The organism is Streptomyces aidingensis, from assembly GCF_900112355.1.
Taxonomy (GTDB): domain Bacteria; phylum Actinomycetota; class Actinomycetes; order Streptomycetales; family Streptomycetaceae; genus Streptomyces; species Streptomyces aidingensis.
Genome location: NZ_FOLM01000007.1, coordinates 184,010 through 197,484, shown reverse-complemented (window position 1 = coordinate 197,484; position 13,475 = coordinate 184,010). Strand labels below are relative to the sequence as shown.

Here is a 13,475-nt window from a genome sequence, read left to right as displayed (position 1 = left end):
CCGCCCGTTCCGGCAGGCAACCCGGAGCGGGTGAACGACGTCTTCAGCACCAGACACCTCCCCGTGGAACCGGCCCGGACCGACCGGAGAAGCGGTGACCGGAAGGGAGCCCGAGATGTCCACAGCCGGGAAGATCGCCGTCGGCGGTGTGGCCGCCGGCCTGCTGCTGCTCATCGTCACCAAGAGTCTGCTGCTCACGCTGCTGGTGATGGTCGGGGTGCCGGCCGTCGCCTATCTGGCGCTCGATCCCTCCCAGCGCCGCAGGCTGCGCCGCGTCACCCGCAAGCAGCTCAACCGCTAGGCCGGGACCGGCGCCGCGCCCGCCGGGGCCCGCGGCGGCCGGCCGCCGTCCGGTGCCGTCCCGGTGCCGTCCCGATGCCGTCAGGAGGGCGGCTCGGGGCGCACGGCCAGGGCGTCCAAACGTTTCAGCAGACCGGGCAGTTCCGGCCCGCGGCCCACCGGGAAGACCTCCCCAGGCTCGTCGTCCAGCAGCACGAAGGCGATGTCGTCGGTGTGCGCCACCACGCTCCAGCCCGGGCCGTCCACGCGCAGCGTGCGCACGTCCCGGCCGGCGAACGCCGAGCGCACCCGTCCGGCCGGCGGCGGGTCGTCCAGATAGCCGTGCAACTGGCGCAGCACCTCCCGCACGCCCTCGTGCGCCGGCGCGCCCGGCTGCGCGAAGTCCTCCTGGTCCACCTGGCCCCGCCACTGACTCCAGTGCAGGGCGATCTCGTCCGCACCCATCCGGCGCTGGGCCGGTCCCCAGGCTTCCGCGTCCGGCGGGGCCAGCGGGGCGAACGGCTCCTCGTCCGGCAGCGGCTCCGGGTCGTGCGGGGCGGGCAGGCCGCGGACCGCGACTCCCACCGGCACCGGCCAGCCCGGCAGCACCGCGGCGATGGTGCGCTCATGGGGCGACAGGTCGTAGGGCATGCCGCAGTCCCAGGCCGCGATGGCGCAGGCGGTGAGCGCCACGTCCTCGGTGGCCACCGTCCAGCGGGCGCCGTGTCCGTCCTGGCCGAACAGCAGGCCGTATCCGTCCTCGAAGGGCTCCAGGCCGAGCGCCTCGCAGGCGTCGGGGAAGTCGTCGCCCAGCACCGCGGGGAAGGCCGCGGGGGTGAGCAGCGCCGCGGTGAGGACGTAGAGCTGATCCTCGCCCGCGCCGTCCGGTTCGGTCCTGTCCACCGGGCCTCCCTCGCTCCTTGGTGGCCGCACATTAGCCACCCGGCATCGCCCAGTCGAGGGCGTCGGGGCGTGACACAAGACCTTCGGGCGGGTCCGCGCGGCCCCGGTGCCACCTGGGAACACGCCGTTCCCCGGACGGTCGTCCGGAGCGGCCGGGCCTGCGGTCGCGGTCCGCGAGCGGACGGAACCGGTCGGTGATCGACTTGCCGCGGGCATGCCCTGACAGGTGACCGGACATCTGCGGGCACCTTCCGTCACCCGCGGCAACGGAGTCCTGTCTCGCCGTAGCGTCCCGGGAATATGACAGACGTCCATCCTGCACATCGCGGACCTGCCGGGGCGCTGGCCCCGGGCGTCCGGCCGTCCGTTCCCCGCCCCGCCGCCGCGCCGTGGCGCGGGACCACCCGGGCCGGGGGCCGGGCATGAAGGTTTCCTCACTGTGGCCACGGCCGCTGACGGTGCGGCTGAGGATCACCGGCCTGGTCCTGGTGCCGCTCGCCGGGCTGCTCGCCCTGTGGGCCTATGCCGCGCTCGGCGCCGCCGAGCAGTTCGGCGACGCCCGGCGGGAGCAGACCGCCGAGGCCGGTGTGCGGGTCCCGGTGACCGCCGTGGTGGACGCCCTCCAGGCCGAGCGGCGCGCGGTCGCCGCCTATCTCGCCGAGCCCGGTGAGCGGCACAGCAGGGCCTTCGGCGAGGCCGCGGCGGCCAGCCGCGCCGCGGCCGGCCGGCTGCTGCGGCCGGACGGCCGGACGGTGGCCGACACCGGGGACCTGCCCGGCCCGGCCGTCTCCCGGATGCAGGGCCTGACCGCCGCCCTGGACAATCTGGCGGTGCTGCGCGACCGCATCGCCGGCGGTGACCCGTCCTGGCCCGCCGCCTACCGCGGCTACACCTCGGTCATCGAGACGGCGCTGCGCACCGAGAGTGCGCTGGACGGCGGCCCCCGGCTCCGGCTGGCCGTGGAGGTGGCCTGGGCCGCGGAGTTCCTGGCCCGGCAGGACGCCCTGCTCACGGCTGCCGCCGCGGCCGGGGAGTTCGCCCCGCAGCAGCAGGACCAGTTCGCCGCCGCCGCAGCCGCCCGGCAGGGGCTGCAGCTCACCGCGACCGCCGATCTCACCGGAGCGTCCCGGACCGCCTGGCGCGAACTCGGCGACGGCGCACCGGCCGCCCTGGCCGGTGTGGAGCGCCGGGTCGCCGAGTCCGGGGTGGCGGACGCCCGGACCGCCGCCGCCGGGACCGCCGGGAACAATGCCCGGATCGGGCACCGGGCGGCCTCCGGAGAGGTCACCCAGGAGGAGTGGGAGGCCGCCGCCGCGCCGGTCCGGCAGGGCCTGGCCGAGGTGGAGCAGGCGCTGCGCGACTCGGCCCGTGCCGCCGGCCCCGCCGGGCCGCTGGCCGCGCTCACCGGCCCGGCGGGTGCCGCCGCCGTCCTCGGCCTCGTCCTGGTCGTCGTCTCCCTGGTGCTCACCGTGCGGGCCGGCCGTTCGCTGGTGCGCGATCTGGCCGGGCTGCGCGCGGCGGCCCTGGACATCGCCCGCCGGAAACTGCCCGGCGCCATGCGCGCCCTGCGCTCCGGCCGTGCCGTGGACGTCGCCTCGGTGGCGCCCCGGGTGCCGCCGTCCCCGGACGAGATCGGCCAGGTGCACGAGGCGCTGGCCGCCCTGCACCGGGCCGCGCTGCGCGCCGGCGCCGAGCGCGCGGAACTGGCCGGCGGCATCGCCCGCGCCTATGTCAGCCTGGCCCGGCGCAGCCAGGCCCTGGTGAACCGGCAGCTCGCACTGATCGACGAGATGGAGCGGCACACCGAGGACCCGGCCGCGCTGGAGGAGCTGTTCCGGCTGGACCATCTGACCACCCGGATGCGCCGCCAGGCCGAATCGCTGATCGTGCTCTCCGGCGCCGCCTCCGGGCGGAGCTGGCGCCGGCCGGTGGCGATGACCAGCGTGGTGCAGGCGGCGGTCGGCGAGATCGAGGACTACCGCCGGGTGGCGGTGCCGGTGCTGCCCGGCGCCGCGCTGGCCGGACATGCCGTGGCGGATCTCACACATCTGCTCGCCGAACTGCTGGAGAACGCCACCCGTTTCTCGCCCCCGCACACCTGGGTGCGGGTGTCCGGGGAACGCACCGGCTCGGACGCCTTCGGCTACCTGCTGCGCATCGAGGACTGCGGCCTCGGTCTGTCCCTGGAGGAGCTGGCGTCGGCCAATCGCAGAATCCGCCGCCCGGACTGTCTGGACCTGCTGGAAACCGACCGGCTTGGCCTGTTCGTGGTGGGCCGGCTGGCCGCCCGGCACGGAGTGCGCGTCGAACTGCGTCCGGCCGCGGGCGGCGGGGTGGCCGCGGTGGTGCTGCTGCCCGCCGGTCTGGTGGCCGCCCCGGCGGAGTCCGGCCGGGTGCGAAGCGGTACCGTGCCTTCCGCATGATGATGCGCTCCGGTGGTTGCTCAGCGACGCGCTGTGGGGAAGGCTGAGATCGCAGTCATCTACGAGAACGGGGAACAGGATGGCACGGAGCACCAGACTCGACTGGCTGCTGGACGACCTCACGCAGCGGATGCCGCAGGTGCGCCATGTGCTGTTGCTGTCCAGCGACGGTCTGGTCACCTCGGCCAGCCGCCAGCTCGACGGGGGGAACTCCGAACGGCTGGCCGCGGTCGCCTCAGGGCTGCACAGCCTGGCCGGCGGGGTCGGCCAGCACTTCCAGTGCGGCGGTGTCCGCCAGACCATGGTCGAGTTCGACGACGGACTGCTGCTGGTGACGGCGGCCGGGGACGGCAGCTGTCTGTGCGTGCTGGCCGGTGCCGAGGCCGACATAGGCCAGGTCGGCTACGAGATGGCGCTCCTGGTCAGCAAGGTCGGCGAGCACATGGGGGTATCCGCCCGCGAGGCGCTCTGATCCCCGCCGCCGGGGGAGATCCGCACGCCCGGAAGGCCCGGATGGTCCGGGCACGCCCCGGAGGTCCGGAACGCCCCGGTTGCCCGGATACTCCGGGTGGTCCGGGCCGTTCCGGCCACTCAGCTCACCGCGGTCACCGAGGTCACTGAGGCCGCCGAGGTCACTCGGGCCACTGCGGCCGGGCCGGCCGTTCAGACCGGCCCGACGTCCGTGATCCGGAGCACCGCCCTGCCCTCCGCGTCCGAGGCGGTCAGATCCACCTCGCCGGCGATGCCCCAGTCGTGGTCCCCGCGGGGATCGGCGAAGGTCTGCCGCACCCGCCACAGACGGTCCTCGGGCACCTCCTCGATGTGCAGCAGCTTCGGGCCGCGGGCGTCCGGGCCGGTGCCCAGCTCGTCGTACTCCGCCCAGTAGCCGTCCAGCGCCTCCGCCCAGGCGTCGGCGTCCCAGCCGGACTCCCCGTCCAGTTCGCCGAGCTCCTCGGTGCGGCCCAGGGCGGCCAGCTCCACCCGCCGGAACAGCGCGTTGCGCACCAGCACCCGGAACGCCCGGGCGTTGGCGGTGACCGGCTTGACCTGGTGATCGGCCCGCTCCTGGGCCTGGCCGGCGTCCTCCTCCGCCGGATTGGCGAGCTGCTCCCACTCGTCCAGCAGGCTGGAGTCCACCTGCCGCACCAGTTCGCCCAGCCAGGCCGCGATGTCCTGGAGATCCTCCGACTTCAGATCCTCCGGCACGGTGTGCTCCAGCGCCTTGTAGGCGCCGGCCAGATAGCGCAGCACCATGCCCTCGGTCCGGGCCAGCTCGTAGTGCGAGACGAACTCCGAGAAGGTCATGGCGCGCTCGTACATGTCGCGCACCACCGACTTGGGGGAGAGCGGGTGATCGCCGACCCAGGGATGGCTCCTGCGGTAGACGCCGTAGGCGTGGAAGAGCAGATCGGCAAGCGGCTGCGGATGGGTGATGTCCATCAGCCGTTCCATCCGCTCCTCGTACTCGATGCCGTCGGCCTTCATCCGGGCGATGGCCTCGCCGCGCGCCTTGTTCTGCTGCGCGGCCAGGATCTGGCGGGGATCGTCCAGGGTGGACTCGATCACCGACACCATGTCCAGGGCGTAGGAGGGGGACGCCGGGTCCAGCAGTTCGAAGGCGGCAAGGGCGAAGGTGGACAGCGGCTGGTGCAGGGCGAAGTCGTCCTGGAGATCCACGGTCAGCCGCACCGTCCTGCCCTGCGCGTCCGGCTCCGGCAGCTGCTCCACCACCCCGCCGTCCAGGAGCGAGCGGTGGATGGCGATGGCCCGCCGGATGTGCCGCAACTGCTGCCGGCGCGGCTCATGGTTGTCCTCCAGCAGGCTGCGCATGGCCTCGAAGGGGTTCCCCGGCCGGGCGATGACCGAGAGCAGCATGGCATGCGTGACCCGGAAGCGGGAGGTCAGCGGCTCGGGGTCGGCCTCGATCAGCTTGTTGAAGGTGGGCTCGCCCCAGTTGACAAAGCCCTCGGGCGCCTTCTTGCGCACCACCTTGCGCCGCTTCTTTGGATCGTCCCCGGCCTTGGCCAGTGCCTTCTCGTTCTCGATCACATGCTCCGGGGCCTGCGCCACCACCAGCCCGGCGGTGTCGAAACCGGCCCGGCCGGCGCGTCCGGCGATCTGGTGGAACTCGCGCGCCCGCAGCACCCGCACCCGGCTGCCGTCGTACTTGGTCAGCGCGGTGAACAGCACCGTGCGGATCGGGACATTGACCCCCACGCCCAGGGTGTCGGTGCCGCAGATCACCTTCAGCAGCCCGTGCTGGGCGAGCTTCTCCACCAGCCGCCGGTACTTGGGCAGCATGCCCGCGTGGTGCACCCCGATGCCGTGCCGGACGTAGCGGGAGAGGTTGTGGCCGAAGCGGGTGGTGAAGCGGAAGTCGCCGATCAGCTCGGCGATCGCGGCCTTCTCCTGCTTGGAGCACATGTTGATGGACATCAGCGCCTGGGCCCGTTCCACCGCCTGGGCCTGGGTGAAGTGCACGATGTAGACCGGTGCCTGGTCGGCGTGCAGCAGCTCGGTGAGGGTCTCGGTGAGCGGGGTGGAGCGGTACTCGTAGCTGAGCGGCACCGGGCGGGTGGCGGAGCGCACCACGGCGGTGGGCCGCCCGGTGCGGCGGGTGAGGTCCTGCTCGAACCGGCTGACGTCGCCCAGGGTGGCGGACATCAGCAGGAACTGGGCCTGCGGCAGCTCCAGCAGGGGCACCTGCCAGGCCCAGCCCCGGTCCGGTTCGGCGTAGAAGTGGAACTCGTCCATCACCACCTGGCCGATGTCGGCGCGCGCGCCGTCCCGCAGCGCGATCGAGGCCAGCACCTCGGCGGTGCAGCAGATCACCGGGGCGTCCGCGTTGACCGATGCGTCGCCGGTGAGCATGCCGACGTTCTCGGTGCCGAACAGCTTGCACAGTTCGAAGAACTTCTCCGACACCAGTGCCTTGATCGGGGCGGTGTAGAAAGTGACCTGGTCCGCGGCCAGGGCGGCAAAGTGGGCACCCGCCGCCACCAGGGACTTTCCCGAGCCGGTGGGGGTCGACAGGATGACGTTGGCCCCCGAGACGACTTCGATCAGTGCCTCCTCCTGGGCCGGGTAGAGCGTGATGCCGCGTTCCTCGGCCCAGGAGGAGAAGGCGTCGAAAAGGGCGTCGGGGTCGCTGTCGGCGGGGAGGCGATCGATAAGGGTCACCACCCCATCTTGCCCGCCGGGCGGGGAGAGACGGGAACCGGGCGTTCTGCCGAAGATCACATGGCGCTACGCTGTCGCCGCACGGGCCGGCCGCCGCGGCCGCCCGCCACCGGAACTCCCGGGCACCGGCGGGTCCTTCCCGGGCCGGCCGGGGGACCGCGGGCACGGCGGCGACCGGGGCACGAAGCAGCGAAGAAGGGGGGCGTTCGGCCATGATGGGACCGGCGCACTCATTGTCCGGGGCGATGGCCTGGCTGGCCGCGGGACTGGGGACGGCCGCCGCCGGGCATCCGATGCCCTGGCCGGTGCTGGTGGCGGGCACGCTGATCTGCGCGGGCGCCGCGCTCGCGCCGGATCTGGACCAGAAGTCGGCCACCATCTCGCGGGCCTTCGGCCCGCCCTCGCGGTGGCTGGCCGGGCTGATCGACCTTCTCTCGGTGACGGTCTACAACATCAGCCGGGGCCGCGGCGACCGCAAGCGCACCGGCGGTCACCGCACCCTGACCCACACCTGGGTGTGGGCGGTGGCCATCGGCGCGGGCTTCTCCGCCGCCGCGGTGTACTGGGGCCGCTGGGCGGTGCTGGTCATCCTCTTCGTGCACATGGTGCTGGCCGTGGAGGGGCTGCTGTGGCGGGCCGCCCGGGTCTCCAGCGATGTGCTGGTATGGCTGCTCGGTGCCACCGCGGCCTGGATCATGGCCGGCGTTCTGGACCGGCCGGGCAACGGCTCGGACTGGCTGTTCGCGGGCGAGCCGTACCTCTGGATCGGGGTGCCGATCGTGCTGGGCGCGATCGTGCACACCATCGGGGACTCGCTGACCGTCTCCGGCTGCCCGATGTTCTGGCCGCTGCCCATCGCCGGGCGCCGCTGGTACCCGGTGGGCACCCCGAAGTTCATGCGGTTCAACGCCGGGGCGTGGGTGGAGAACACGGTGCTGATGCCGGCCTTCATGGTGGTCGGCGCCGGCTGCGCGGTGGGGGCCGTCATGCTCGCCGCCTGACGGCGGGGCCCCGCGGCCTCACTGCGGTCTCACTGCGGTCTCACCGCAGTGCCCCGCGGCGGGACCGTTCGTCGGCCACCGCCAGCCGCACGCCCGGCGAGGAGCGGTCGCCCAGCACCACCAGCTCCTCCGGGGTGAGGTCCCGTTCCCGGCCGCCGTTCAGCGGACGTGCCTGCCAGCGCCCGCCGATGTGGTCCATCAGCTCCAGCAGCCGGCCGGTGGCCTTCTCCCGGACCACCATGCCGACCGCCGGCCCCGGTGTCTGCTGCTCGCTCACCGCCGGCCGCCCCGGCGGTGAGACGTCCTTCCCGGCCCGGTCGCCCGGGTGCCGCTCTCCATGCGTCAGCGCTCCTTCCCGCTTCCGGCCGCCGACCCGGGCCCGTCGAAGCGGGCGCGCGGGTCCTTGCCGAGGGAGCCTTCCCGCGCGCAACGGCCCCGGCATTGCCCGGTTGGCAACGCCGGAGCCGGGGACCGGCTTGACTCAGCGCGACGAGGGTGTTACACACCGCTCCAGCGGGCGAACTCCCGCAGCGGAGCCGAGGGCTTGGGGCGGGCCCGCAGCAGCGTGCCCACGGTCTCGTGGACGCCGGGGTGGTACCGCGTCAGCTGGGGAGCCACCACCCGCGCCTCGTAGAGGGACTCCACCGCCTGCTCGTGCCGGGCGGTCCAGGTGAGGGCCCGCGCCTTGTCGATCCAGTAGTGCGCCGCCCGGGTCGGGGCGTACCCCCTCGGCAGGCGCACCCCGGCCGCCTGGCCGAGCACCTCCTCGTGGTCCTCGCGGTCGTTCGCCGTCGCCATGCGGGACAGGGAGACGTTCAGCGGTCCGAAGGACAGGGCGTAGTCCTCCGTCTCCCCGGTCTGCCGGGCCAGTTCGCCGGCCTGGCCGAGGAAGTCGCCGGACGCGCCCGGGTCGCGGCTGCGCAGGGCCAGGCTCGCCGCCCGCAGCTGGAGGGTTCCGCGCACCGCCCGGGTCGCCGTGGTGCCGTCGTCGTCCAGGTCCCGCAGGGCGCGCCGCATCAGGGCCAGCCCGCGGTCCGGGCGGGAGCTTTCGGCATGGGTGATGTGGGCCCGCTCGAAGCGCTCCACCGCGATCTGCCGGGGATCTCCGGACTTCGGTGCGGCGATGCCCATGCGGGAGAGGGCGAAGCGGGACAGGTCCAGATATCCCAGCCGGAAGGCGATGATCGCCGCGGTCCTGGCGACCTCCGTCTGAATGGCGAACGCGCGTTCCTTCTCATGGCCGGGGCGGTCGTGCAGTTGCGTCAGAAGGGCGGATTCGACAATCAGGCCGGGAAGCTCTTCGGAGATCTCGGCGAACCGCGTTTTGATTCGGAGTTGAACAATTCGCCGGAGCTCCGTTTCCAGTACCCCGAGCGGGCGGGGCGCGGGTTCGTTCTCCGGCGGCAGGTCCCAGCTGTCCAGCGCACTGCTGATGGGGGCCACGATCGCGTCCAGCTGGTCCTTCTGCAGGGTCTGGATGTAGGGCTGGCCGCGCAGCACCGATGCCCCCACTCCGAGGGCCCGGGCGACCGACGCGACGATCCCCGCGGTGGCGTACCGCTTGCCGTGCTCGATCCGGGACAGATGGGCGGCGGAGACATGCGCACGGCGCCCCAGCTCGGTCAGGGAGAGGCCGCGGATTGCCCTGAGCTCCTGAATCCGGGCCCCGATGGTCCTGGTGGAAACTTCATCGTCGGGCATACTGGCTCCCGTTCTGGCGTGACAGCCAGAACGGTACCCCCGGGCCGTATCCGGGGTTCCATGTCGCGCCGTTTTCCGCCATTCGGGCTATTCGCGCCGACCGCTCGGACGGTTTGCCGGGCTTTTCGGTTTGCGCTGCCATATCCGGCGTTGTCCGGCCGTGTGTGCGGGATTGTGCACGGATTCTGCGCACCGGTGCCCGGGCACGCCGGCGGGCGGACCCGGTGCCTTCTCCGGGTCCGCCCGCCGCCGGGCCGGCCGGTCAGCCGTGCCAGGAGCGCCACAGGGCGGCGTAGGCGCCGTCCGCCGCGACCAGCTCGTCGTGGCTGCCGTACTCGGTGATCCGGCCGTCCTCCACCACCGCGATCAGATCGGCGTCATGCGCGGTGTGCAGGCGGTGGGCGATGGCGATCACCGTGCGGCCGTCCAGCACCCGGGCCAGCGAGCGTTCCAGATCCCGGGCCGCCCGCGGATCGAGCAGCGAGGTGGCCTCGTCCAGCACCAGGGTGTGCGGGTCGGCCAGCACCAGCCGGGCCAGGGCGATCTGCTGCGCCTGGGCCGGGGTGACGGTGAGTCCGCCGGAGCCGACCTCGCTGTCCAGGCCGCCGGGCAGGGCCGCGGCCCAGCCCTCGGCGCCGACCGCGCGCAGCGCCGACCAGATATCCTCGTCCGAGGAGTCCGCCCGGGCCAGCAGCAGATTGTCCCGCAGCGGCCCGACGAACACATGGTGCTCCTGGTTGACCAGGGTGACCTGCTCACGCACCCGCTCGGCGGGCATGGCGGCCAGCCGGGCACCGCCCAGGGTGACCCGGCCGGCCCGGGGCCCGTAGATGCCGGCCAGCAGCCGGCCCAGGGTGGACTTGCCCGCGCCGGAGGGGCCCACCAGGGCCAGCCTGGTGCCGGGCCGGATCAGCAGGGAGACCTCGTGCAGCACATCGATGCCGTCCAGATAGCCGAACCGGACCCGGTCCGCGGCCAGTTCCCGGCCTTCGGGCCGCTCGGCGCCGTCCTGCGCCGCGGTCTCCACCTCCCGTACGCCCACCAGTCGGGCCAGCGACACCTGGGCCACCTGGAGCTCGTCGAACCAGCGCAGGATCATGCCGACCGGCTCGATCAGCATCTGGGCCAGCAGCGCCCCGGTGGTCAGCGCGCCGGGCGTCAGCCAGCCCTGGAGCACGGCGAAGCCGCCGAACAGCAGCACCCCGCTGAGCACCATCGCGTGGTAGACGTTGACCGCCGGGATGAGCACCGAGCGCAGCCACATGGTGTACCGCTCCCAGGCCGTCCACTGCCGGACCCGGAGGTCGGAGAGCTCCACCCGGCGCCGCTCCAGCCGGTGTGCCTCGATGGTGCGGCCGGCGTCCACGGTCTCGGCCAGGGCCGCGGCCACCGCCGCGTAGCCGGCCGACTCGGAGCGGTAACCGGCCGGTGCCCGGCGGTAGTACCAGCGGCAGACCGCCAGCAGCAGCGGCAGCGCCAGCAGGATGCCCAGGCCCAGCACCGGGGCGGTGAACAGGATGCCGCCGAGCAGCAGCCCGGCCCACACCACGGCGATGGCGAGCTGCGGCACGGCCTCCCGCATGGCCTGCGCGAGCCGGTCGATGTCGGTGTTGATGCGGGCCAGCAGATCGCCGGTGCCGGCCCGCTCCAGCACCCCGGGCGGCAGGGCGACCGAGCGGACCAGGAAGTCCTCCCGCAGGTCGGCCAGCATCCGCTCGCCGAGCACCGCGCCGCGCAGCCGGACCAGGCGGACGAAGAACGCCTGCACGGCCAGGGCCACGCCGAACAGGGCCAGGGTGCGGCCCAGGTCCAGGTCGCGGACCCCGGCCGCCAGGTCGTCCACCACCCCGCCCAGCAGATAGGGGCCGGCCATCGAGGCCAGCACGGCCAGCGCGTTGACCCCGGCCAGCAGCAGGAAGGCCCGGCGGTGCCGGCGCAGCAGCTCGGCGGTGTAGGCCCGGACGGTGGCCGGGCCGCCGACCGGGAGGGTGGTGACGTGTTCGTGGGTGGCGGGGTCGAACCGGGGCGGGGCGACGCCCACGGCACTCCGGAGGCGGGCTTTCACGCGGTCTCCTCGGCATACTCGGCGGCCGGCCCCGGGCGGGCCGCACCGGGCCCGCCGGGCGGGTCCGGCTCGCGGGTGACCACCGCCCGGTAGGCGGGGTCGGTGCGCAGCAGGTCGCGGTGGCGCCCGGCGGCGGCCACCCGGCCGTCGGGGACGAACACCACCTGGTCGGCCCGGTCCAGCAGCAGTGGGCTGGAGGTGAACACCACGGTGGTGCGGCCGGAGCGCAGCGCCCGCAGGCCCTCGGCGATCCGCGCCTCGGTGTGCGAGTCCACCGCCGAGGTGGGCTCGTCGAGCACCAGCACCTGCGGGTCGGTCAGCAGGGAGCGGGCCAGGGCCAGCCGCTGCCGCTGGCCGCCGGAGAGGGAGCGCCCGCGCTCGGTGATCCGGGCGCGCATGGGGTCGCCGTCCCGGTCCGGACCGCCCGGGGCCAGGGCGGCGAGGACATCGTCGCACTGGGCGGCGGCCAGCGCCCGGTCCGGCGGCACGGCGCCGGAGCAGGGCACGTCCAGCAGTTCGGCCAGGGTGCCGGAGAGCAGCACCGGGTCCTTGTCCTGGACCAGCACGGCGGTGCGGGCGGCGGCCAGCGGCAGCTCGTCCAGCGGGATGCCGCCGAGCCGGACCGAGGGCAGGCCCTCGGGGTCCGCCGGGTGCCCGCCGAGCCGGGCGGCGAGCCGTTCGGCGGCGTCCGGGTTGCCGCAGACCACGCAGGTCAGCGCGGCGTGCGCGGCGGTGAGTCCGCTCGCCGGGTCGTGCAGCTCGCCGTCCGGGGGCACGGCGGTGCCCGCCGGGTCCGGGGCGCCGTCGCCGGCCGCCGGGCGCCGCAGCCCCAGTACCCGTACCGCGCGCCGGGCCGAGGGCCGGGAGAAGACGAAGGCGCTGGCGGCCTCCTGGAACAGCCGCAGCGGAAAGAGCAGGAAGGTGGCGGCGCCGTAGACGGTGACCAGCTCGCCCGGGGTGATCCGGCCGTCCAGGGCCATCCGGGCGCCCTGCCAGACCACCGCGGTCAGCAGCAGGCCCGGCACCAGCACCTGCACGGCGTCGATCAGCGCCCACATCCGGGCGCTGTGCACGGAGGCGGTCCGCATCTCCTGGGAGGCGCGGCGGTAGCGCGCCAGAAAGAGCTCCTCGCCGCCGATGCCGCGCAGCACGCGCAGCCCGGCCACGGTGTCGGAGGCGAGTTCGGTGGCCCGCCCGCCCTTGGCGCGCACCGCGTCGGCGCGGCGTTCGGCGGCCGGCAGCAGCGGGAAGACGGTGAGCACCACGGCGGCCACCCCGGCCAGCACCAGCAGGCCGAGCCGGGGCTGGTAGACGACCAGTCCGGTGCACACGGCGGTGGCGACCACCACGGCCGCCGCGAAGCGGGAGAAGGACTCCACGAACCAGCCGATCTTCTCCACATCGCCGGTGGAGACCTTGACCACCTCACCGGCCGCCACCCGCCGGGTCAGCACGGAGCCGAGCAGGGCGGTGCGGCGGGCCAGCAGCTGCTGGACGCGGGCGGCGGCGGTGATCCAGTTGGTGACCGCGGTGCGGTGCAGCATGGTGTCGGCGGCGGCCATCAGCACGGTCATGGCCAGCAGCAGCGCTCCGGCGGCGGCCAGCCCGCGGCCCGAGCCGTCCACCACCGCCTGCACGGTCAGTCCCATGGCCACCGGGATCAGCGCCACGGTGGCCATGTGGAGGGTGCCCCATCCCAGGGCCTTGGCCTGTCCGCCGAGCTGACGGCGGAAGAGCCAGACGAGAAACCGCATGCCGGACCGTACGTCGGGGTCTCCGGGGTCCGGATGCGGGAGATCACGAATCTGCATGACGTCCCAAGTCGGTGGGGGCAGCGAAGAAGGCAACCTGCTCAGCCTCCGCCCCCGGCCCGCCCGTTCTCAACAGGTTTTCCCGGCCACTCCACCAGAATTGAACGCGATT

Annotated in this window: 10 protein-coding genes; 4 read left to right on the top strand and 6 right to left on the bottom strand. The window is 74.0% G+C overall.

The window, feature by feature from the left end:
• Nucleotides 1–115: 115 nt before the first annotated feature.
• A complete protein-coding gene (locus tag BM242_RS14725; RefSeq protein ID WP_093839274.1) occupies nucleotides 116–301 on the top strand; it encodes a hypothetical protein in 186 nt (61 codons plus the stop codon).
• A gap of 80 nt (nucleotides 302–381) precedes the next feature.
• Here the strand turns inward: BM242_RS14725 and BM242_RS14720 are convergent, their stop codons facing one another.
• Nucleotides 382–1,182 carry a hypothetical protein gene (locus tag BM242_RS14720; RefSeq protein WP_093839273.1) on the bottom strand — a complete coding sequence of 267 codons (801 nt, stop codon included), beginning with the start codon at nucleotides 1,180–1,182 and terminating at the stop codon, nucleotides 382–384.
• 422 nt (nucleotides 1,183–1,604) lie between these two features.
• On the opposite strand from BM242_RS14720, the gene BM242_RS14715 reads away from it, so the two are divergent.
• Together BM242_RS14715 and BM242_RS14710 are read left to right on the top strand one after the other, a co-directional pair.
• Entirely contained in the window at nucleotides 1,605–3,605 is a 2,001-nt protein-coding gene (locus tag BM242_RS14715) for a sensor histidine kinase (RefSeq protein WP_093839272.1), read from the top strand.
• A gap of 79 nt (nucleotides 3,606–3,684) precedes the next feature.
• Entirely contained in the window at nucleotides 3,685–4,077 is a 393-nt protein-coding gene (locus BM242_RS14710) for a roadblock/LC7 domain-containing protein (protein ID WP_093839271.1), read from the top strand.
• A gap of 191 nt (nucleotides 4,078–4,268) precedes the next feature.
• Here BM242_RS14710 and BM242_RS14705 read toward each other — a convergent pair whose 3' ends face one another.
• On the bottom strand, nucleotides 4,269–6,785 hold the full coding sequence (locus tag BM242_RS14705; RefSeq protein ID WP_093839390.1) for a DEAD/DEAH box helicase: 2,517 nt from the start codon (nucleotides 6,783–6,785) through the stop codon (nucleotides 4,269–4,271).
• A gap of 212 nt (nucleotides 6,786–6,997) precedes the next feature.
• Between BM242_RS14705 and BM242_RS14700 the strand changes: the two genes are divergently transcribed.
• Nucleotides 6,998–7,786, top strand: a complete 789-nt coding sequence (locus BM242_RS14700) for a metal-dependent hydrolase (protein WP_093839270.1) — start codon at nucleotides 6,998–7,000, stop codon at nucleotides 7,784–7,786.
• Nucleotides 7,787–7,826: 40 nt separating this feature from the next.
• On the opposite strand, the gene BM242_RS14695 is transcribed toward BM242_RS14700, so the two are convergent.
• The 4 genes from BM242_RS14695 to BM242_RS14680 all read right to left on the bottom strand — a co-directional run bounded on the left by BM242_RS14695 (nucleotide 7,827) and on the right by BM242_RS14680 (nucleotide 13,363).
• Nucleotides 7,827–8,063 carry a hypothetical protein gene (locus BM242_RS14695; RefSeq protein WP_093839269.1) on the bottom strand — a complete coding sequence of 79 codons (237 nt, stop codon included), beginning with the start codon at nucleotides 8,061–8,063 and terminating at the stop codon, nucleotides 7,827–7,829.
• 221 nt (nucleotides 8,064–8,284) lie between these two features.
• A complete protein-coding gene (locus BM242_RS14690) occupies nucleotides 8,285–9,487 on the bottom strand; it encodes a helix-turn-helix domain-containing protein (RefSeq protein WP_093839268.1) in 1,203 nt (400 codons plus the stop codon).
• Nucleotides 9,488–9,749: 262 nt separating this feature from the next.
• The gene (locus BM242_RS14685) at nucleotides 9,750–11,528 is read right to left on the bottom strand and encodes an ABC transporter ATP-binding protein (protein WP_093839267.1); all 1,779 of its coding nucleotides are present in this window, start codon (nucleotides 11,526–11,528) and stop codon (nucleotides 9,750–9,752) included.
• Nucleotides 11,529–11,548: 20 nt separating this feature from the next.
• Entirely contained in the window at nucleotides 11,549–13,363 is a 1,815-nt protein-coding gene (locus tag BM242_RS14680) for an ABC transporter transmembrane domain-containing protein (protein ID WP_093839266.1), read from the bottom strand.
• Between the last annotated feature and the right edge of the window lie 112 nt (nucleotides 13,364–13,475).

Excerpts from the sequence above, each read along its gene's own strand:
- BM242_RS14725 (WP_093839274.1), top strand. The coding sequence starts at position 116 with ATGTCCACAGCCGGGAAGATCGCCGTCGGCGGTGTGGCCGCCGGCCTG.
- BM242_RS14715 (WP_093839272.1), top strand. The coding sequence starts at position 1,605 with ATGAAGGTTTCCTCACTGTGGCCACGGCCGCTGACGGTGCGGCTGAGG.
- BM242_RS14710 (WP_093839271.1), top strand. The coding sequence starts at position 3,685 with ATGGCACGGAGCACCAGACTCGACTGGCTGCTGGACGACCTCACGCAG.
- BM242_RS14700 (WP_093839270.1), top strand. The coding sequence starts at position 6,998 with ATGATGGGACCGGCGCACTCATTGTCCGGGGCGATGGCCTGGCTGGCC.
- BM242_RS14690 (WP_093839268.1), bottom strand. The coding sequence starts at position 9,487 with ATGCCCGACGATGAAGTTTCCACCAGGACCATCGGGGCCCGGATTCAG.
- BM242_RS14680 (WP_093839266.1), bottom strand. The coding sequence starts at position 13,363 with ATGCAGATTCGTGATCTCCCGCATCCGGACCCCGGAGACCCCGACGTA.